Source organism: Actinoallomurus vinaceus (assembly GCF_039542055.1).
In the GTDB taxonomy this organism is placed as follows: Bacteria; Actinomycetota; Actinomycetes; order Streptosporangiales; family Streptosporangiaceae; genus Actinoallomurus; species Actinoallomurus vinaceus.
In genome coordinates this window covers 79645-98609 of the sequence record NZ_BAABHK010000020.1, presented here as the reverse complement: position 1 = coordinate 98609, position 18965 = coordinate 79645, and the positions used below count along the sequence as shown (strand labels likewise).

At 71.1% G+C, this 18965-nt stretch carries 17 protein-coding genes; 9 read left to right on the top strand and 8 right to left on the bottom strand.

Features of this window, described 5'->3' with window-relative positions:
• Window positions 1-13: 13 nt before the first annotated feature.
• On the top strand, window positions 14-1060 hold the full coding sequence (locus ABEA24_RS45555; RefSeq protein WP_345440806.1) for a magnesium transporter CorA family protein: 1047 nt from the start codon (window positions 14-16) through the stop codon (window positions 1058-1060).
• Here the strand turns inward: ABEA24_RS45555 and ABEA24_RS45550 are convergent.
• Window positions 1038-1337 carry an STAS domain-containing protein gene (locus ABEA24_RS45550; RefSeq protein ID WP_345440803.1) on the bottom strand — a complete coding sequence of 100 codons (300 nt, stop codon included), beginning with the start codon at window positions 1335-1337 and terminating at the stop codon, window positions 1038-1040. The two genes, ABEA24_RS45555 and ABEA24_RS45550, sit on opposite strands and share 23 nt — an antisense overlap.
• On the opposite strand from ABEA24_RS45550, the gene ABEA24_RS45545 reads away from it, so the two are divergent.
• Window positions 1297-1782 (top strand): nitroreductase family protein, encoded by a 486-nt coding sequence (locus ABEA24_RS45545; RefSeq protein WP_345441033.1) that lies wholly within the window; start codon window positions 1297-1299, stop codon window positions 1780-1782. The two genes, ABEA24_RS45550 and ABEA24_RS45545, sit on opposite strands and share 41 nt — an antisense overlap.
• 21 nt (window positions 1783-1803) lie before the next feature.
• Here the strand turns inward: ABEA24_RS45545 and ABEA24_RS45540 are convergent, their stop codons facing one another.
• Window positions 1804-2781 (bottom strand): Lrp/AsnC family transcriptional regulator, encoded by a 978-nt coding sequence (locus tag ABEA24_RS45540; protein WP_345440800.1) that lies wholly within the window; start codon window positions 2779-2781, stop codon window positions 1804-1806.
• Window positions 2782-2906: 125 nt separating this feature from the next.
• Here ABEA24_RS45540 and ABEA24_RS45535 point away from each other — a divergent pair, with 125 nt between their 5' ends.
• Complete coding sequence (locus tag ABEA24_RS45535; protein WP_345440797.1) at window positions 2907-4520, top strand: amidohydrolase; 1614 nt, start codon at window positions 2907-2909, stop codon at window positions 4518-4520.
• Window positions 4521-4542: 22 nt separating this feature from the next.
• On the opposite strand, the gene ABEA24_RS45530 is transcribed toward ABEA24_RS45535, so the two are convergent.
• The 3 genes from ABEA24_RS45530 to ABEA24_RS45520 form a co-directional block, all read right to left on the bottom strand.
• Window positions 4543-5739 carry an FAD-dependent monooxygenase gene (locus tag ABEA24_RS45530; protein WP_345440794.1) on the bottom strand — a complete coding sequence of 399 codons (1197 nt, stop codon included), beginning with the start codon at window positions 5737-5739 and terminating at the stop codon, window positions 4543-4545.
• A gap of 35 nt (window positions 5740-5774) precedes the next feature.
• Window positions 5775-8657 (bottom strand): ATP-binding protein, encoded by a 2883-nt coding sequence (locus tag ABEA24_RS45525; protein ID WP_345440791.1) that lies wholly within the window; start codon window positions 8655-8657, stop codon window positions 5775-5777.
• A 72-nt stretch (window positions 8658-8729) separates the two neighbouring features.
• Entirely contained in the window at window positions 8730-9497 is a 768-nt protein-coding gene (locus ABEA24_RS45520; RefSeq protein WP_345440788.1) for an SDR family oxidoreductase, read from the bottom strand.
• Between the two features lie 192 nt (window positions 9498-9689).
• Here ABEA24_RS45520 and ABEA24_RS45515 point away from each other — a divergent pair, with 192 nt between their 5' ends.
• The 4 genes from ABEA24_RS45515 (at window position 9690) to ABEA24_RS45500 (ending at window position 14592) form a co-directional block, all read left to right on the top strand.
• Window positions 9690-11870 (top strand): MMPL family transporter, encoded by a 2181-nt coding sequence (locus ABEA24_RS45515; RefSeq protein WP_345440785.1) that lies wholly within the window; start codon window positions 9690-9692, stop codon window positions 11868-11870.
• A gap of 5 nt (window positions 11871-11875) precedes the next feature.
• The gene (locus ABEA24_RS45510) at window positions 11876-13015 is read left to right on the top strand and encodes a sensor histidine kinase (RefSeq protein ID WP_345440782.1); all 1140 of its coding nucleotides are present in this window, start codon (window positions 11876-11878) and stop codon (window positions 13013-13015) included.
• A 1-nt stretch (window position 13016) separates the two neighbouring features.
• Window positions 13017-13670 (top strand): response regulator, encoded by a 654-nt coding sequence (locus ABEA24_RS45505; RefSeq protein ID WP_345440780.1) that lies wholly within the window; start codon window positions 13017-13019, stop codon window positions 13668-13670.
• A gap of 187 nt (window positions 13671-13857) precedes the next feature.
• Window positions 13858-14592 carry a sulfite exporter TauE/SafE family protein gene (locus ABEA24_RS45500; RefSeq protein WP_345441030.1) on the top strand — a complete coding sequence of 245 codons (735 nt, stop codon included), beginning with the start codon at window positions 13858-13860 and terminating at the stop codon, window positions 14590-14592.
• Between the two features lie 19 nt (window positions 14593-14611).
• Here ABEA24_RS45500 and trxA read toward each other — a convergent pair whose 3' ends face one another.
• Window positions 14612-14890: a thioredoxin gene (gene trxA, locus ABEA24_RS45495; RefSeq protein WP_425551316.1), complete on the bottom strand. Its 279-nt coding sequence runs from the start codon at window positions 14888-14890 to the stop codon at window positions 14612-14614.
• Complete coding sequence (locus ABEA24_RS53880; RefSeq protein ID WP_425551315.1) at window positions 14784-15302, bottom strand: MerR family transcriptional regulator; 519 nt, start codon at window positions 15300-15302, stop codon at window positions 14784-14786. Before ABEA24_RS53880 ends, trxA begins: the two co-directional genes overlap by 107 nt.
• A gap of 182 nt (window positions 15303-15484) precedes the next feature.
• Between ABEA24_RS53880 and ABEA24_RS45485 the strand changes: the two genes are divergently transcribed.
• Together ABEA24_RS45485 and ABEA24_RS45480 are read left to right on the top strand one after the other, a co-directional pair.
• Complete coding sequence (locus ABEA24_RS45485) at window positions 15485-16042, top strand: RNA polymerase sigma factor (protein ID WP_345440775.1); 558 nt, start codon at window positions 15485-15487, stop codon at window positions 16040-16042.
• On the top strand, window positions 16042-17019 hold the full coding sequence (locus ABEA24_RS45480) for a CU044_5270 family protein (RefSeq protein ID WP_345440772.1): 978 nt from the start codon (window positions 16042-16044) through the stop codon (window positions 17017-17019). The genes ABEA24_RS45485 and ABEA24_RS45480 overlap by 1 nt, the downstream gene beginning before the upstream one ends.
• 53 nt (window positions 17020-17072) lie before the next feature.
• Here ABEA24_RS45480 and ABEA24_RS45475 read toward each other — a convergent pair whose 3' ends face one another.
• Window positions 17073-18854 (bottom strand): hypothetical protein, encoded by a 1782-nt coding sequence (locus tag ABEA24_RS45475; RefSeq protein WP_345440769.1) that lies wholly within the window; start codon window positions 18852-18854, stop codon window positions 17073-17075.
• Window positions 18855-18965: the final 111 nt, after the last annotated feature.

Here is an 18965-nt window from a genome sequence, read left to right as displayed (position 1 = left end):
TTCCGCTTCTGTGATGGATGTTCGCCTGCTCACCGATGCGGGGATCGAGGAGCGTTCCGCCGACGAGTTGCCCGCGCTGCTCGACCGCACGGACTGCCTGATCTGGGTGGACATCGCCGGCTGTGACCCGGCGGCCGTACGGATGCTGTCGGAGGTGTTCGACTTTCACCCGATGGCGGTACGCGACTGCGTCGAACGCAACCGCGTGCCCAAGATGCATGCATACCCCGACCACGTGTTCTTCGTACTGCACACCCCCGAACGCGGCGAACGGGGCCACGTGCACTACATCGAGCTGGACCAGTTCGTCGGCCGCAACTACCTGGTGACCGTGCATGGGCCGATCAATCCGGCCGTCGATCCGGAGGCCGCGCTGCGCGAGACCCGCGCGGTGCTCGCCCGGATCGAAGCGGGCCGGCTGCGTCCCACGACGCCCTTCGCGCTGTCGTACGCGATCGTGTCGGCCCTGACCCGCAACCAGGAGGAGTACATCGAGACGCTGACGAGCGAGGTATGGCAGCTGGAGCAGCGGGTCACCGGCGGGCGTGTCGGTGACCCGGAGGAGTTCATCAACGAACTGTTCCGTGCCCGCCACGGACTGCTCGCCGTGCGCACCATGGGCGCACAAGGGGCCGCCATCCACCGGCGGATGGCCGCGCTCCCTCGCATCTCACCTGAGGGGCGGCGGCTGGTGGCCGACATGGCCGGCCAACTGGAGCAGGTCCGCGGAGTCGCCGACGGCGAACGCGAGTATCTCCAGGGCGTGATCGAGTTCTATCAGACCACGCTCACCATCAACGCCGCGTTGATCGGTCAGGCACAGAACGAGGAGGTCAGACGCCTGACCGAGGCCAGCTATGCCCAGAACGAAGAGATCAAGAAGATCTCCGCCTGGGCGGCCATCTTCTTCGCTCCCACCCTCATCGGGACCGTGTACGGGATGAACTTCCGCAACATGCCCGAGCTGCACTGGACCTTCGGCTACCCGGTGGCGTTGGTCCTCATGGTCCTGGCGTCCGTCGCGCTCTATCTGGTCTTCAAGCGCCGAGGGTGGCTGTGACCGCACGGCCGATGCGGCCATCGCGGAGAGCGTCGCAGACGGTCTCATAGAGCGCGAAACCGTCGGCGAAGCAGCCGTGGTGGAAGAGTTCGTGAACCGGCTCGGGCGCGCCTGCCAGCGCCAGGCGGCCACCGTGGGTACGTACGCGCCGCCAGGCCCCGACCAGTACGGCCACGCCCGCGGGGTCCACTAACGCGGCTCCGCTCACGTCCACCAGGAAGCGCTGGCACTTCCTTATCGTCACCGACCACGACCAGCGGCAGATCGTCGCCGACATCTTCCGTCGCGCTCTGGCCACCGGCGGCGGGCAATCGGTGAACGAACGCGACCTGCGCCGCATGAACGCCCACCCGGGCAGCATGGAGCGCATCTACGACGGGCTGCGGCACCTGTACGACAACGTGCACCGGGTGCCCGCATTCGTCATCCCCGCCGTCGAAGGCCGTACCGACCGGGCGTCGGTGCTCGACCAGTCCATGACCTGGGGCTCCATCCTGCCCGCGGTGTGGAGCTTCATGCTCGCCGCCCGCGCCCGCGGCCTCGGCACCGTCTGGACCACCGCCCAAGGCCCCCTCGAACGCGAACTCGCCAAGGCGCTCGGCGTGCCGTACAGCGAGGTCATGCTCGCCGCGTTCATCCCGCTCGCCTACACCATCGGAACCGACTTCAAGCCCGCTCGCCGCATCCCGCGCGAGGAGGTCCTGCACTGGAACCGCTGGTAGGCATCGACGGCCGCCACGGAATCAGTCACGCCGGGGACCGCTCAGGTCCGTGCGGAGCAGCCCGGTGCGTTTGAAAGTCTGCAGGAGGGGGGTGGTGTCGATGCCGGTGATCCCGTCCAGGGGGCCGACGACGGTGGTCAGGAAGGTGTACAGGGCGTCGAGGTCGGTCGCGGCGAGCGCGATGAGCAGGTTGGCAGGGCCGGAGGTTGCGGCGGTGAACCGTACCTGTGGGTGGGTGCTGAGGGTCTGTGCGGTCCGGTGCAGCGCGCCCGGCTGGACGGTGATCCACAGCAGCGCCTCGGCGTGCGCGCCGAGCAGCGTCAGGTCGACCTCGGTGGCCACGCGCAGGACCTGACCGCGCAGGAGCGCGTCGAGTCGTCGACGGGCGGTGAGCGGGGTGGTGCCGGCGCGACGGGCGAGCTCGGTGTAGGTGGCCCGGCCGTCCTGGGTCAAAGCGGCGATCAGGGCGGCGTCGACGTCGAGGGGAGCGGGTGGTGTCGTCGGCGGGCCAGGGTCGAGTTGGGCCGTCTCCTGGGGGGAGAGCAGGTCGGCGGTCCAGCGGAACGCGGTCGGGAAGACGCGCAGCACGCTGTGTGTGGTCCAGGCGTCCACGGCGTCGGTGGCGGGCAGGTCGCGCAGCAGCAGGGTGTTGCGGGCGTCGGGACCGTCGAGAAAGAAGATCGCGGAGATCTCGTTGCCGCCGCCCAGGATGTCGACCCAGACCGTGTCGCCGCGGCGGGCCAGGGCGCGGGCCACCTGGCTGATCTTGGCGGGTCGACAGCGGATGCGCACCGCGATGGGGATCAGGTCGGGGAAGTGCGCGGGGTTGCGGACGGCGGTGGCCCGAAGGGTGCCGTCGCCGTACAGGGGCGCGGCACGACGGACGACGGTGCGTTCGGACAGCCCCAGGCAGCGGGCCAGCTCACGCCAGGAGGCGCGGGGCGAGAGGAGGAGGGCGGCCGCGATCCGGCGATCCGTGTCATCCAACGCGTGGCGCACGATCTGCATTCTAACCCGCTTTGATGGCGTACTTCCTGCGATAACGGCCGCTCCATGGAATCGAATCTGTCGAAGTCTCGTACAACGGGATGGTCGACAGACGAGATCGAGGAGGTAGGAAAGCCATGACTGATCACGGTGCGGATCTGCTGATCCGGGGTGCGGTGGTGCATACGCTGGTGCCCGGCCAGCAGCCGCAGCGGGCCCTGGCGGTGCGGGGCGACCGCATCGTCGCCGTCTCACCCGACCCGAACGGCCTGAACGCGTGGGTGACCGCGCGCACCACGGTCCACGAACTGCCCGAGGCCACCGTCCTGCCCGCGTTCGACGACACCCACACCCATCTGATCTTCGCCGCACACGGCGCGCACGACGTCCCCGTCCATCGGGCGCGTACCATCCCCGAGTTCCTGGACCTGATCCGCCGACGGGCCGAGACCACTCCCGCGGGCCAGTGGATCCGCACCACCACCAACTGGCAGGAACTCAACCTGGCCGAGCGGCGTATGCCCACCGCCGCCGAACTCGACCAGGCCACCGACCGCCATCCGGTCCTGGTCAAACGCGGCGGCCACAACGACGTCGTCAACACCTACGCCCTGCGCCTGGCGGGCATCACCGAGGACACCCCCGTACCGCCGGGCGGTGTCATCGGCCGCGACGCCGACGGCAGGCTCGACGGCCGGCTGATCGACAACGCCCTGCCCCTGGTGGAACGCTTGCTCCCCGCCCCGGACCGGGCCGGGCGCATCGACGGGCTGCGCCTGGCCAGCAGCCAGTACGCCGCCACCGGCATCGGCACCGTGCGCGACTGCGCGGTCACCCCCGACGACTACGCGATGCTGCTGGCCACCCGCGAGGCGGGGGCGCTGAGCACCCGGGTGCGGGCCTTGATCTCGGCGCTCGGCCTGAGCGGCGCGGCCCAGGTGGAGGACCTGCTCGACGTCATGGAGGACTGGCGCTACGGCTCCGACCCATGGCTGCGGGTGTGGGGAGTCAAGTTCGGCCTCGACGGCGGCCTTGAGGCCGGGGCCACCGAAGAGCCGTACGCCTGCGACCACGCCTTCTCCGGAACGCTGACCTGGGAGCCCGACGCGCTGGTCGAGGCGGTCGAGGCCGTGGTCCGCCGCGGCTGGCGGGTCGGCACCCATGCCTACGGCGACCGCGCGGTCCGCATCCTCCTGGACGTCTACGAACGCGTCCTCGAGCGCATCCCCGGCCTGCCCGCCGGAACGCTGGTCATGGAACACGGCGGCCTGGCCGGCGCCGAACAGCGCGCCCGCGCCGTCGCCCTCGGCGTCCCCGTCACCATCCAGCAGCCGCTGCTGCACGACACCGCCGAGGTGGAGCTCGGATTCTGGGGCGCCGAAAGGGTCGCCGCGCTCTTCCCCGCCCGGGAATGGCTCGATCAGGGTGCCCTGGTCGCGGCCGGATCGGACTTCCCCGTCGGCCAGTTCGGCGCCATGCGGTCGGTGTGGGGCATGACCACCCGCCAGACCGTCATCGGTGTCCAGGGGCCCCAGCACGCCATCACCTACGACGAAGCCGTGGCTCTGCACACCACCCACGCCACCCGTCTGCTGGGAGAAGATGACCAGCGCGGCATGCTCACCCCCGGCCGCCTCGCCGACCTCACCATCTGGGACCGCGACCCCGCCTCCTGCTCGAGCGAGGTCCTGCGCGACCTCAACCCCACGCATACCGTCCTCGGCGGCTCCCTCGTCGCAGTCGACCACTGAGCCCTGTTGATCATCATTTGGTTCAGCGGCGGGCGAGTTCTCGGTAGTCCCGGAGGTTGATGTTCTCGGCGGCCTTGCGGGCCATCTTGGCGGGCATGTTCTTGCCCGGCAGGTAGGGCATGACCTTGTAGTAGCGGTTGAGGAACGAGGCCAGGGCACGGCTGCTCGGGACCATGAGCTTGGCGACGCCGTCGCCCATCTTCTGGCAGCCCGTCGCGTACTCCCGCATCTCCTGCTCGTAGCGTGCGAAGGCCGTCCGGTGGTCGCCCTGCGCGGCGGCCAGTTCGCCCGCCAGGACGTACGCGCCGACGAGGGCGAGACCGGAGCCCATGCCCGACAGGGATGACGGGCAGTACGCGGCGTCACCGAGCAGGGCGACCCGGCCGCGGCTCCAGGTGTCCATGTGGACCTGGCCGACGGAGTCGAAGTAGAAGTCGGGCGCGTACCGCATCTCGTGGAGCAGCCGGTCGCTCTGCCAGCCGTTGCCGGCGAACTGCTCGGCGAGGACGGCCTGCTGCCGCGCCACGTCGCGTCGGTCGAGGCCCAGGGCCGGTGAGCCGAAGTAGAACATGGCCCTGGCCTGGGTGTTGTGGTGGGCGCTGTACATCGCGACCAGCCTGTTCGCGGTGCGGTAGGCGTGCCCGGTGTGGTCGAGCCCGAGGTGGTTCTCAGTGGTGAAGATCGCGCAGTAGAGGCCGAGGTGCTTCACGAACTGCTCTTCCGGGCCGAAGGCCAGGCGGCGGGTGTTCGAGTGGAGGCCGTCGGCGCCGATCACCAGGTCGAACCGGCGCGGTGCGCCGCGTTCGAAGGTGACGTTCACGCCGTGGGCGTCTTCGGTGATCGAGGTGATGGAGTCGCCGAAGACGTATTCGGTGTGGTTCTTGGTCGCGTCGTAGAGGATGCGGGCCAGGTCGCCGCGGAGGATCTCGATGTCCCCGGCGAACAGGTCGGCGGGGAGCTTGGCGATCGGTTTGCCCGCGTCGTTCACGTACGACATGAAGCCCATGCCGGTGCGGGCGCGTTCGAGGTCGGCCAGGATCCCCATGCGGCGCAGGACCGTCAGGTGCGCCTCACCCCGGAAGTCGACGGCGTAGCCGCCGTCGCGGAGGGCCGGAGCCCGCTCCACGATCGTGGGGGTGAAGCCGTGACGGTGGAGCCAGTAGGCGAGCGCGGGGCCGGCGACGGAGGCACCGGAGATCAGGACGTTGAGGTTCTTCATGCCGGTGAGCTTCGCGGGGAGCGCTCACCGCGGGCTCACCGCGCGCTCACCGCCTCGACGACGTTCTCGGGGAGCCCCATCGCGCGGAGGGCCTCCGGGGTGGCCGTCCCCATCACGGCCGCCGCGGACTCGGCGGCATCCCCGTAGCGTGCCCGTGCCGCGGCGTGGTCGCCGCGCGCCTCGGCGACGCGGCCGAGCCCGGCGAGTGTGCGGACCCGGTTGGCGGCGCTCTTGATCCAGTGCGGGTCGAGCCGCTCCAGTGCCTCGTCGAACAGCCGCCCCGCCTTGGCCGGATCCCCCTCCGACAGCGCGATGTCGCCGAGCCCGCGCAGGGCCGCCGCGAGGTAGGTGGCGCTGCCGGCGCGGCGGGCGAGACCGGCGGCCTTCTCGTAGTCGGCGCGCGCCGCCGCCGCGTCGTGCGCGATGAGGTGATCACCCCGGTTGACCAGGAGGTCGGCGCCGTCCTCCAGGGCACCGAGCCGCTCGGTGAGGGCCAGCGCCTCGTCGGTCAACGCGAGGGCCGTCGCCTGGTCCCCGCGCGTGCCCGCCAGGCCGGCGAGCGCGTCGAGGGCCAGCGCGGTGCCCCACCGGTCACCGAGTGAGCGGAACCCCTCGACGGCCGAGGCGAAGACGCGCTCGGCCGACGCGTCGTCGCCCTCACCGAGCGGCCCGAAGCCCGAGACGAACCGCGCGGCCGCCCGCACCCACGGCTCGGAGCGGTCGCACTGGGACGCCACCAGCGCGAACGCGCCGCGGGGATCGCCATCGCTCGCGTTCCGCATCATCCACATGAGCAGGACGACCGGGTAACGGCCCGGCTCGGCACCGGACCACGCGGCCGCCAGAGCCTTCTCGGCTACGGCACGGTGCCGCTGCCAGACCGGCCGCCCGGCCGCGTCGGCCGCCGCAGACAGCACGCACATCACGTACTCCTCGCCCCGGCCGGCCGGGGGCTCGTCGCCGATCGCGTCGAGCAACGCCGTCGCCTGGGACGCGATCGAAGCGGACGCGCCGCGGATCCACAGGTAGTGGGAGGCCGCGGCGATCAGGTCGAGGGCCGTCTCCGCGTCCCGGGTCTCGACCGCCCAGCGGACGGCCGCCAGGAGGTCGCCGTGCTCGGCGGCGAGGACGGGCAGCCACTCCAGCTGTTCGGCCCGGCGAAGATGCGGATCGGCGGTCCGCGCCAGGTCCAGCAGATGCCCGGCGTGAGCGCGTCGTACGGACTCGGCTTCGCCGGACGCGTCGAGCCGTTCGGCGGCGTAGGCGCGGATCGTCTCCAGCATTCGGTAGCGGCCGCCCGCGAACTCCAGGAGCGACTTGTCGAGCAGCGACTCCAGCGTGTCGGCGTCGGTACCGCAGACGCGTACGGCGGACTCGGCCGTCGCGCCCCCGGCGAAGACGGCGAACCTGCGCGCGGCCAGCTGCTCGGGCTCGGAGAGCAGGTCCCAGCTCCACGCGACCACCGCGCGCAGCGTCCGATGCCGGTCGTCGACTCCGCGGCTGCCACGCGCCGCGACACCGAGCCGGTCGTCCAGCCGCGCCGCGAGGTCGTCGACGTGCAGCGTCCGCAGCCGGACCGCCGCGAGCTCGATCGCCAGCGGCAGGTCGTCGAGGGCCGCGCAGATCCGCCGTACGACCTCGGGGTCGGCGGTGAAGCCGCGCTGGACGGCCTGGGCGCGGTCGGTGAAGAGGCGCACGGCGGCCTGGGCGTCGAGCGGCCGTACCTGCCGGAGGTGCTCGCCGATGACGCCGAGCGGCTCGCGGCTCGTGGCGAGGATGCGCAGGCGCGGGCAGGTCGCCAGCAGCCGCGACGCGAGCGCGGCCGCGTCGTCGACGACATGCTCGCAGTTGTCCAGGACCAGGAGGAGTACACGGTCCGACAGGGCGGTGATCAGCCGGTCCAGCGGCGTCTGCGCGCCACCTCCCAGGTGGAGCCCGTTCTCGCGCAGGCCGAGCGCGCCCAGCAGCGCCTGCGGCAGCCCCGCGCCGTCGCGCAGCGGCGCCAGCTCGGCGAAGCAGACCTCGTCGGTGACGGCACCGGCGACCTCGACCGACAGCCGGGTCTTGCCGACGCCGCCGGGGCCGATCAGCGTGACCAGCCGGGCCACGCGCAGCAGGTCGGCGACCTCGGCCACCTCGTCGTCGCGGCCGACGAAGGCCGTCAGCGGGACGGGCGGCGCGGCGGGCGACGGCGACGGGTCGGCGCTCAGCAGCTCCCGGTGCAGCGCGGTCAGCTCGGCCGAGGGGTCGGCGCCCAGTTCGTCGGCGAGGCGTCGTCTCGTCTCCTCGAACACGACGAGGGCCTCGGCCTGCCCGCTCTCGGCGGCGAGCGCCCGCATCAGCAGCGCCGCCGGCCGCTCCCGGAGCGGGTGGCGGCCGACCAGCTCGCGCAACGCGGGGACGCGGTTCTCGCCGAGTCGCAGCTCGGCCTCGATCCGGTCCTCGAGCGCCCCGAGCCGCTGCTCCTCCAGCCGTACGGCGGCGGCCTGCGCCGTCTCGCCCTCGGCGATGTCGGCGAGCGCAGGGCCCCGCCACAGGTCGAGGGCCTCGCGCAGGAGCGCGGCCGCGCGTTCGGCGTCGCCGTCGCGCAGCGCCGCCCGGCCGTCCTGAGCCAGCCGTTCGAAACGGCAGGCGTCCACGTCGTCCGGTGGGACCACGATCCGGTAGCCCGCCCCCGCCCGCTCGATCGGGGCCTCGGGGCCGAGGGCCGTACGGAGCCGGGACACCTGGGACTGCAACGCATGCGACGACAGCGCTCCGTCCGGGTCGATCTCGTCGCCCAGCCGGTCGGCCGACACGACCTCACCGGGGCGGACCAGCAGCAGGGTCAGCAGCGCGCGGCGGGCCGGCCCGCCCAGCGGAACCTCGGCTCCGTCGTCGCGCCACACCCGGGTCTCGCCGAGGATTCCGAACCGCATGCCGGTGATTATCCACCGGTGACGATCGCGCAGGGCGGGCCGGTGCGGCCCGCCCTCTCCCGTAGGCGCTGGTCACGGGGCGATCGGGCCGAGGTAGGTCCCGCCCGAGACGTCGACGGTCTGGCCGGTCACCCATCGCCCCTGCGGGCCCGCCAGGAAACCGACGACGTCGGCGACGTCCTCCGGCTCCCCGAGTCGGCCGAGCGCGGTGATCGCTTCGAGCCCGGCGACCATCTCGGGGATGGAGGTGTAGCCCGCGGTCATGTCGGTCCGCACCGCGCCGGGCGCGACGGTGTTCACGGTGATGCCGCGCCGGCCGAGTTCGTTGGCCAGTGACGGCGCCATCGACTCCAGCGCCGCCTTGCTGATCGTGTAACCGATCTGCGTGGAGACCGCGAACCGGCTGGCCGTCGAGCCCATGTTGATGATGCGGCCGCCGTCGTTCAGCAGCGGCAGCGCGCGCTGGATCACGAAGAACGGCGTGGTGACGTTGATCGTGAGCAGCCGGTCGAGCTCTTCGGGGGTGACGTGCGCAATCGGGCTGCCGGAGCCGATGCCCGCGTTGTTGACCAGGATGTCCAGCCCGCGTCCCGCCAGCCCCGCGGTCAGGCCCTCGAACAGCCGGTCCACCGCGCCGTCGTCACCGAACCGCGCCTGGACGGTGAACGCCCGGCCGCCCGCCGCCTCGATTCGCGCCACGGTCTCCTTGGCCGCCGCGTCGTTGCCGCCGTAGTGGACGGCGACCAGCGCGTCCTCGGCGGCCAGCCGCAGCGCGACCGCCCGGCCGATGCCCCGCGATCCACCCGTCACCAGCGCCGTCTTGCCGGTCAGCATGCCCATCGCCCTGCTCCTCGCTCAGTGGCCGGTCCTCGGCGGATCCGGCGATGGGGCAACCGTGGCGGGGACCCCTCACCGCACGCTCACCGCACGCTCACCGGCGACCGGCGGCGGAGGGGTCCACCGACCGGTGGACGCCAGGTTCAACCGGTCGAGGCTGTCGACGGCATCGGCCCGGCGACCAGCATGAATGCCATGACCAACCTCCCTGTACGGGTGGCGCGCTGGAGCGCCCATCACCCCTGGCGAGCGATCGCCGGCTGGATTCTCTTCGTCGTCGTGTGCCTTGGCGCGGGCATCGGGGTCGGCGGCCACGCTGCGACCTCAGCGGACTTCCGCGTCGGTGAGGCCGGCCGAGCGGAGGCGATGGCCGAGGAAGGCGGCCTGCAGCAGAAGCCCCTGGAACGCGTCCTGATCTCCGCGAAGGCCGCCGGTGGGCTGGACGCCGGTCGGGCCGGCACCGCGGCCCGGGACATCACCGACCGGATGAAGAGACTTCCCGAGGTCGAGTCGGTGGCCGCGCCGGTCCGATCGGCCGACGGTACGGCGATCCGGGTCGACGTGACCATGAAGGGTCCCGAGCTCGAGGGCAAGAAGCACATCGATCCCCTCCTCGCGCAGACCGCCAAGGTACAGAGGGCCAACCCCGATCTACGGGTGGAGGAGGCCGGCAGCCCGTCCATCAGCAAGGACGTTCAGGGGCAGCGAGGCGACGATCTGTCCCGCACCGAGTTGATCGCGCTGCCGCTCACGCTGATCACCCTGCTGCTCGTCTTCCGTTCGGTGGCGATGGCGGCCGTGCCGCTGCTGCTGGCGGTCTCCTCGATCACCGCGGGCGTCGGCCTGTCCATGCCGGCCTCGCACCTGTTCCCGGACGCCGGCGTCGGCACCAACGTCATCCTGCTCATCGGGATGGCGGTCGGCGTCGACTACACGCTCTTCTATCTCAAGCGAGAACGGGAGGAGCGGGCCCGGTCCGGTGGAAGGCTCTCCTCCGAGGCCGTGGTGGAGCTGGCCGCGGCCACCTCAGGACGGGCCGTCGTGGTCTCGGGACTCGCGGTCGCCGCGTCCAGCGCGACTCTGTACCTCGCCGACGACGTCATCTTCTCCTCGCTGGCCACCGGCGCGATCGTGGTCACCGTCGCCGCCGTGGTCAGCTCGCTCACCGTCCTTCCGGCGCTGCTGGTCAAGCTCGGCCGGCGGGCGGAACGCCGTGCGGAACGCAGGGCTCGGCGAGGCCGGGCCGTACGGCCGACGCGGCAGGGGGCCGGCCGGATCACGGCCGCCATGCTGCGCCCCACGAGCAGGCGTCCCGCCATCACGCTGGGCGTCGCGGTGATCGGCATGCTGGCACTGGCCGCTCCGCTCCTGGGCCTCAAGCTGACCGACGTGGGACGGGAGACCTACTCCCGTGAGCTCCCCGCGATGCGGGCGTACGACCGGATCAACACCGCGTTCCCGGAGCTGAAGTCCATGAATCAGGTGGTCGTCCGCGCCGACGCGAGCCGCGCGGACGAGGTGGCCGCCGCACTGCGCGACCTCGGCGAGCGCGCAAAGGCCGACCCGTTGTTCGCCGGAAAGGCGGAGTCGCGTGTCTCGGCGGACCGCCGGATCAGCCTGCTGGAGCTGGCCGTACCGCACTATGTGAGCTCCGACGAGGCGCAGGCGTCCCTCAAGCGGATCCGTGAGAGGTATCTCCCGGCCACCGTGGGCAGGCTGCCCGGGGTCGAGGTGGCGGTGACCGGAGACGTCGCCCGCTACGCGGACTACCCCGAGCACCAGAAGCAGAAGCTACCGATGATCATCGGTGCCCTGCTGCTCGTCACCTTCGTCATCACGGTGTTCGCGTTCCGCTCCGTGGTCCTGGGCCTGGCCGGCCTGCTGCTCAATCTGCTGTCGGCCGCTGCCTCGCTCGGGCTGCTGACGCTGGTGTTCCAGGGCCGCTGGGCCGAGGGGCTGCTCGGTTTCACCTCGATGGGCTCGATCGGCTCGCGGGTGCCGCTGTTCCTCTTCGTGATCCTGTTCGGCCTGTCGATGGACTACCAGGTGTTCGTGATCAGCCGGATCAGGGAGGCCGTGCAGCACGGAACGCCCACCCGGACGGCCGTGCTCGACGGCATCGGCAACTCGGCCAGTGTCGTGACCAGCGCGGCCTTCGTGATGGTGACGGTGTTCGCCAGCTTCATCCCCTTGCACCTGATCGAGATGAAGCAGCTCGGCTTCAGCCTGGCGATGGCCGTGCTGCTGGACGCTTTCGTCATCCGGCTCATGGTCCTGCCGGCGCTCATGCTGCTCCTCGGCGAGGCGACCTGGTGGCCGTCGCGGCGGGCGCGGATGGCGGCCCCCGGCGCGCCGGTTCTCCAGAACGTACGCTGATCAACATGCCGCGGCCCAACGACCAGCGCTGGATCCACCGGTGGAACACCGTCTCCTGGATGCTCCTGGGGCTGGCACCCACGATCGTCGCGGGTCTGGACGATCCCGGTGCGATGAGGTACTGGTCGTTGGCACTGCCAATCGTGCTCGCCGTCGGGTACGTGATCGCGTTGCGGTCTCCCCGCCACCGTCTTCCGTTCCTCTGCATGCTCATCCTCGGTCTGGGCGCGCTCTCCTACCTGAGAGGCGGCGGCGCGGCGCTGTTCATCATGTCGCTCCCGCAGTTCTGGATCTTTGACGGAAGGGCGGGACGATCGGTCGCGTTCAGCGGCGCGGCCGCCCTGACCACCGAGCTGGGCGGGATCATCCGGACCGGGGATCCCACCACCGGCAACGCCGTCGTCACCCTCGTGGCGTACTCGGCCGGCGTACTGCTCGGACTGTCGATGCACCGCATCGTCGGGAGAAGCGAGGAGCGCGCCGACCGCTTGAGCATCGAGCTGGAGACCACCAGGTCGGAGCTGGCCCGGGCGCACCGGCGCGAAGGCGCCGCAGAGGAGCGCGAACGCCTCGCGCGGGAGATCCACGACACTCTCGCCCAGGGCTTCGCGTCCATCATCGTGCTCGCGGAGGCGGCACGCTCGAACATCGCGGCCGAGCCCGAAAGGAGCGCCCAGCAGTTGCTCTCCATCGAACAGACCGCGCGAGAGAACCTCGCCGAGGCGCGTGTCCTCGTCGGCGCCGCCCCGGTGAGCGGTATCGCGCCCGGTTCGGTCGCCCGGACGCTGCGCCGGACCCTGGACCGCTTCATCGAGGACACCGGTCTGACCGTGATCGCGGATCTGGCGGAGATCGAGTGCGATCAGACGACACGGATCGCGCTTCTGCGGTGTACCCAGGAGTCACTGGCCAACGTACGCAAGCACGCTGCCGCATCCACGGTGGGGGTCGTGCTCGCGCACTGTCCCCACGGCGTCGAACTGGAGATCACCGATGACGGTCGCGGCTTCGTGGTCGGAGAGTCCCGTGGCTTCGGCCTGGACGGTATGCGCAAGCGCCTGGCCGAACTCGGCGGCGAGCTCACCGTCACCAGCTCCATTGGCGACGGCACTCGTGTCCTCGCGATGATCCCTACGGAAGAGTGAGATGAAGAAGGACAGACTCCGGATCATCGTGGCCGACGACCACCTGGTGATGCGCGCGGGCGTCGTCGCCCTGCTGGCCTCCGACCCCGGCATCGCCATCGTCGGCGAGGCCGACAACGGCCGGGAGGCGGTAGAGCTCGTCGAGCGCCTCGCGCCCGACGTGGCACTCATCGACCTGCGGATGCCGGTCCTCGACGGCGTCTCCGCGACGGCCGAGATCGTCGCTCTCGGCGCCGGAACGAAGGTGCTGATCCTCACCACCTACGACACCGATACCGAGATCGAGCACGCGGTCGAGGCCGGCGCCATCGGCTACCTGCTCAAGGACACCTCGCGCGAACAGCTCGCCGATGCCATCCACGCCGCGTCCCGAGGTGAGACCGTCCTGGCCCCACGGGTCGCGGAACGGCTCGTGGCCCGGATGCGGCAACCCGCCCCGGTGGCGCTGACCGCCCGGGAGGCGGAGGTGCTGGGAGCGGTGGCCGACGGTCTGTCCAACGCCGAGATCGGCGACCGACTGGTCATCGCGGAGGCGACGGTGAAGACCCACCTGCTGCGGATCTTCGCCAAGCTCGACGTCAGCGACCGTACGCACGCGGTGGTCGTGGCCCTCGAACGCGGCCTGCTGGCCCACCGCGGTCCGTGGCGTGACTGATGTGGGCGGCGAGGTCGGGGCGAGAGCTATCTCATAATACGAAATCATATGTCTCGTTTTATAAGACATTGACCTAGGGTTGTCGACCATGAGATCCCCCGACCGGCGGGTCCTTGTGGGCCTGAGCGTTGCCGTGCTCGGCGCTGGATGCGCCGCGATCTTCGGGCTGTCCGAACGGCCGTGGGCGATGGTCGCCGTGCTGGCGGCGGGGATCGTGGCCGGCGCCATCAACGCGATCGTCGGATCGGGCTCCCTGATCACCTTCCCCACGCTGCTCGCCGTGGGACTGCCGCCGATCACGGCGAACGTCTCCAACAACATCGGCCTGGTGCCCGGCGGGGTCACCGGTGTCCTCGGATACCAGGCCGAGCTCTCGGGGCAGCGCGGCCGTCTCGCCCGGCTGGTCCCGGCCTCGGTGGCGGGCTCGCTGATCGGCGGGTTGTTGCTGCTCAATCTGCCGGAACGCGCCTTCACCACGGTCGTCGCCGTGCTGATCGGGCTGTCCTGCGTGCTGGTCCTGACCCAGCCCGTGATCAGCCGCAGGCTCGCCGCCCGGCCCCGGAAGGCACACGGCGGGCCCTGGCTGTGGCTGGGCGTGTTCGCGGCCGGCGTCTATGGCGGCTATTTCGGTGCGGCACAGGGCGTGCTCTTGGTCGGCCTGTTCGGCGTCTTCCTGGATGAAGACCTGCAACGCGTCGTCGCCGCCAAGAACGTCCTGACGTTGCTGGTGAACGCCACGGCCGCGGTGCTGTACGTGCTGGTCGCGAAGGTCGACTGGTGGGCCGTGGCGCTCGTCGCGCTGGGGTCGATGGCCGGAGGCTTCCTCGGTGCGAGGGTGGGGCGCCGGCTCCCGTCCCCGGTTCTGCGCGGTGTGATCGTCTGCGTGGGCGTCGCGGCCGTCGTCAAGCTCCTCAGCGGTTGACGACCGGCCGGTGGGATCGTCAGAGGTGGCCGGCCAGGTCGGCGAGGAGGCGGCGCTTGGAGCGGGCGCCCATGATCTGCTGGACCACCTGACCGTCGCGGTAGAGGTTCAGGGTGGGAAAGCCCATCACGCCGTATCGCTCCACGATCTCCGGGTGCTCGTCACCGTTGATCTTGGCGATCCGGAGGCGGTCACCGTACTCCGCCTCGATCTGCTCCAGGATCGGAGCGATCATCTTGCACGGAGGGCACCACTCCGCCCAGAAGTCGACCAGTATCGGCGTCCCGTCGCGGAGCACGAGCTCGTCGAAATTCTCGCTGGTCAGCGTGATCATCTGTTCCCTCCGGGAAAAGGGCGCAGCCCGGGCAGGCCCGCGCCAGTTGGTCGGCCACGTCGATCCGTCGCCTGATCAGGTCGCGGATCTCGGCGTCGATCTCGGCGAGCTTGCGCCGGTAGACGGCGACCGACTCCGGGCAGGAGGCCCCCGTCGACTGCCCCGACCGCAGGCAGTCCACGAACGGCCGGGCGTCCTCCAAGGTGAACCCCGCCGTCAGCAGCGAACGGATCTCCACGACCAGGCGGAGATCCGACTCGTCGTACTCCCGGTAGCCGTTCGCGGCGCGGCGTGCCGGGAGCAGGCCCTGCTGCTCGTAGTAGCGGAGCGCCCGCGTGCTCACCCCGGCCCGCTCGGCCAGCTCCCCGATCCGCACCGGTTCCTCCCTGATCCGTGGCCGTCAGCGACGGTACGCCTTGACACCGGCGTCAATGTCAAGGCTCCGCGGTGGCCCCGGATTCCGGCTTCCGGCGTGCCGCGGAGGCCGCACCATGTGCGAGATGAAGAGGATCACGGCTGCGGGCGAGTACCGGGTGACCGCCACCCCGGAGGAAGCCGATGCCTGTTGAAACAGAGACCCTTCCCCTCAGCCGGGACGACCCCGAGTGGTTCACCGTCCTGTACGACCGGTACGCCGAGGACATCCACCGGTACATCGCCGGGCGCCTGGGGCGGGAGTCCGCCGACGACCTGACCGCCGATGTCTTCCTGGTCGCGTTCCGCAAGAGGGCGACCTTCGACCCGGCCCGCGGCGCCGTCAAGCCCTGGCTGTACGGGATCGCGACGAAGGTCGTGTCCCGGCATCGGCGCAGTGAGGGGCGCCGGCTCAAGGCCCTGTTCCGGATGAGCGCTGAGGATGCGACCGACGGCCATGAGGACCATGTGGCCGCCCGGGTGGCGGCCCAGCGGGCCGGTCCGGAGCTGGCGCGGGCCATCAACGGCCTGTCCCAGGCCGAACGGGACGTGCTGTTCCTGACCGCACTGGGCGGGCTCAGCTACCAGGAGGTCGCCGAGGCCCTCGGCATCGCCAGCGGGACCGTCGGCTCCCGTCTCAACCGCGCCAAGCGTGAACTGCGCCGTGTCCTCGGTGGCGTCAACCCCGCGAAGGAGAACTGATGGAGGAGATCGAGATCGTGAAGCAGATGTTCACCGAGCCCAAGCCTTCGCCGTCGGTTCTCGCCGTCGGCCGCGAACGCGTGGTCAGGGGGACACGCGGCCGTACGCGGCGGCGCGCGGCGCCGTTCTGGGCCGCCGGCGTCGCGCTGGGCGCGGCGGCGGCCACCGTTGCCGTGGTGACCGTGGGCAGCGGCGGATCGGGTGCTCCCACCACACGGTCGGCGATCCGCCTGAGTGCCGCGCAGGAGGTGCTGGCAGGGGCCGCGCGGAACGCCGAGCGACAGGCGGCGCTGAACCCCCAGCCGAGCCAGTGGGTCTATTACCGGTTGGTCGGCTACGACCCCAAGCGCCAGGACCACGTCTACAAGTACGAGGGCTGGGAACGACTCGACGCGCGACAGGACGCGAGCCGGATCGAAGGGCGGATCGTCGTCCACGGTCCGAGGAACCCCGGGCCCGAGGTGTACACCCCGTTGGGCGCGTGGCGCCGGCTCGCCGGGCTGCCGACCGAACCCCGGAAGATGCTGGCCGCCCTTCGCGACCAGCCGGGACTTTCCCCGGACGATGCCGACTCGCCCGACGAGCGGGCGTTCGCCAACGCCGGCGAACTGTTGTGGAACTCCCCGCTGGGAGCGCCGCCGAAGGTGCAGTCCGCGCTGTACCGGGCGCTGGGCACACTGCCCGGGATCCGCGTCGACAAGTCCCCGGACGCCGTGGGGGAGCCCGCCGTCGGGCTGTCGCTCCCCCACACCCAAGAGATCCTCTTCGATCCGCGTACCTATCAGTACCTGGGCGCACGGGTGGTGAGCGACGGCGTCCAGAAGAAGCGCCCGCAGCCGCCCGCGGGGCTGTCCGCGACCAAGCGCAAGGCCTGGGAGCAGCAGGGGGCGAACTACCGCGTCCCGCCGGCGGGAACCCTCGTGAGCTCCCAACTCCGGACCCTCGTGAAGCTCGTCGACAAGCCTGGGAACCGGTAGCGGTCATATGCACCCGAGGGCGAGACGCATGTCTCGCCCTCGGGTCCAGGAGGTCAGGGTTTCAAGCCGTAGGCGTGGACGATCGTCTGGTCGACGGTGCGCCCCGTGGTGTCCTCGGCGACGGTGCGGAGCGACACGTACCCGCCCCGCACTCCTTCGGGGTTGCGCACCGTGGCCGTCCAGCCGTCGGCCGTCCTGGCGACCGGGGCATCCGACCAGATCACGCCGTTGTCGTAGGAGACCTGGACGGTCATACGGCCGATCGTCGGCTTCGGCTCGTTCCCGTTGGTCCGCGCGTCGAGAGCGATCCGCTGGGTCCCTGGCGTCGCACGGTTGTCGTCGTCCAGCGGGGTGCGGTACAGCACGGAGAGCAGGGGCGCGTACGCGGCCTCGTCCCCGTCGGGGACCTTCGCGGGGAAGGTCCAGACGACGTGCTGCCGCGTCGCGAGGTCCGACCACGGGGCCTGACGGTTCAGGTCGGTGGTGACCTTGTACGAGCCCTGCCCCGGCGGCAGCGGGAACTCGCCGTAGCCCGGCTGGTCGCTGGTGCCGATGACCTTCCCGCCGGCGTCCTGCAGTGTCGTCTGCCCGGTGACGCGGTCGTACGGAGCGATCCCCGACCTCGCGCCCCAAGAGCTCAGCATGGGCACCCAGAACAGCGGGGTGCCGTCGCCGATCACAGCGTTGTAGTCGGCTCCGGGGCCGAGCGGCCCCGTCGTCCGGTCGCGGGTGTACGCGCCGGCGTGCTCGAAGTGCTCGGTGACACCGGTGGTGCTGCCCTCGTTGAAGGAGCAGTCCGCCGGTCCGACGACGGTGTCGGTGTCCCAGTCGACGCCGGGGCTGAAGTACTCGGTTCGGGTGGCGGGTAGCGGCCCGACGCCCGCATAGAACCCCACGTTGAACCCTCCGCCCGGCAGAAGCGCGGCGGCGTGGGTGCCGGCGCAGCCGGGCACGCCCTGCCGCGCGTAGCGGGTCCGTACGGCGGCCAGATCCGCCGTACGGACCCGGAGGACGGGATCGGCGGGGATGAGCTCCTGGTCCGAGGCGTCACCGGCGACGTTGTAGATGTACGGGCTGCCCGTCACCGCGCCGTCCTTCGTCAGCCGTCCCGCCATGAGGAGCGAGAGTCCCGGCGCGCGGTCGCTCGGTGTGACATAGGTGGGCGAGCCGTCGAGGAAGACGGTCGCGGTCGTCGTGGTCTTACCGCCGATGTCCTGCACCACACGCGCGAGCCCACCGCCGCCGTCACCACCGGTCAGGCGGGCGTCCGGACGGTCGGCCGCGATGGACATGGGGCGGCCCAGGCGTGCGTCCAGCACCACCGTACGGTCCCGATCGAGGACGAAGCGGGGCAGGTAGACCAGGGTGAGCGGCCTCGTGCCGTCGGCCTTCGGGGTGTACACATCGGCTTCGACGACGTACTCGCCGGGCGGCAGGTCGGCGGTCAGGTGGCCGTCCTCCGCCTGACCGTAGAGGGGGGTCGAACCGTCCAGCGGGCGGAAGAACACGTACTGTGCGTCGGCCGTCCGTGGGGCCGCTCCACTGCGGTCGACGAGGTCGACCGTGAGCGTATGCGTGTCGGCAGCGGCCGACTTGGTACGCACTGCCGAGAGCGGTTTTGACTCCCGCATGATGCCGAGGACGTCGCCGATCGCGTTGCTCCGGGCGGCCGTCGTACCGCCGTGCACGGCGACGCCCCGGTAACCGTTGGGATAAGTCGCGCCATCCGGCGCGTGGGGCGGGCGGGGAACAGCGTGAGACGCGGGCAGAGGGCCGGTCGTGACCAGAGTCAGGGCCGTCGCGACGGTCGCGAGCGTGGCCGTTCGTCTTCTCATCGGAACCTTTTTCGTCGGCCGCCGGGCATGGCGGCTGGGCCGTCCTGTGCGAATCAGGCCGGAGGGAGGGAAAGGGAAGTCCGGGCGTCAATGACCGAGCTGCGAGCATGC

Excerpts from the sequence above, each read along its gene's own strand:
- ABEA24_RS45555 (WP_345440806.1), top strand. The coding sequence starts at position 14 with ATGGATGTTCGCCTGCTCACCGATGCGGGGATCGAGGAGCGTTCCGCC.
- ABEA24_RS45550 (WP_345440803.1), bottom strand. The coding sequence starts at position 1,337 with ATGTCGGCGACGATCTGCCGCTGGTCGTGGTCGGTGACGATAAGGAAG.
- ABEA24_RS45535 (WP_345440797.1), top strand. The coding sequence starts at position 2,907 with ATGACTGATCACGGTGCGGATCTGCTGATCCGGGGTGCGGTGGTGCAT.
- ABEA24_RS45530 (WP_345440794.1), bottom strand. The coding sequence starts at position 5,739 with ATGAAGAACCTCAACGTCCTGATCTCCGGTGCCTCCGTCGCCGGCCCC.
- ABEA24_RS45525 (WP_345440791.1), bottom strand. The coding sequence starts at position 8,657 with ATGCGGTTCGGAATCCTCGGCGAGACCCGGGTGTGGCGCGACGACGGA.
- ABEA24_RS45520 (WP_345440788.1), bottom strand. The coding sequence starts at position 9,497 with ATGGGCATGCTGACCGGCAAGACGGCGCTGGTGACGGGTGGATCGCGG.
- ABEA24_RS45515 (WP_345440785.1), top strand. The coding sequence starts at position 9,690 with ATGACCAACCTCCCTGTACGGGTGGCGCGCTGGAGCGCCCATCACCCC.
- ABEA24_RS45510 (WP_345440782.1), top strand. The coding sequence starts at position 11,876 with ATGCCGCGGCCCAACGACCAGCGCTGGATCCACCGGTGGAACACCGTC.
- ABEA24_RS45505 (WP_345440780.1), top strand. The coding sequence starts at position 13,017 with ATGAAGAAGGACAGACTCCGGATCATCGTGGCCGACGACCACCTGGTG.
- ABEA24_RS45500 (WP_345441030.1), top strand. The coding sequence starts at position 13,858 with ATGGTCGCCGTGCTGGCGGCGGGGATCGTGGCCGGCGCCATCAACGCG.
- ABEA24_RS45485 (WP_345440775.1), top strand. The coding sequence starts at position 15,485 with ATGCCTGTTGAAACAGAGACCCTTCCCCTCAGCCGGGACGACCCCGAG.
- ABEA24_RS45480 (WP_345440772.1), top strand. The coding sequence starts at position 16,042 with ATGGAGGAGATCGAGATCGTGAAGCAGATGTTCACCGAGCCCAAGCCT.
- ABEA24_RS45475 (WP_345440769.1), bottom strand. The coding sequence starts at position 18,854 with ATGAGAAGACGAACGGCCACGCTCGCGACCGTCGCGACGGCCCTGACT.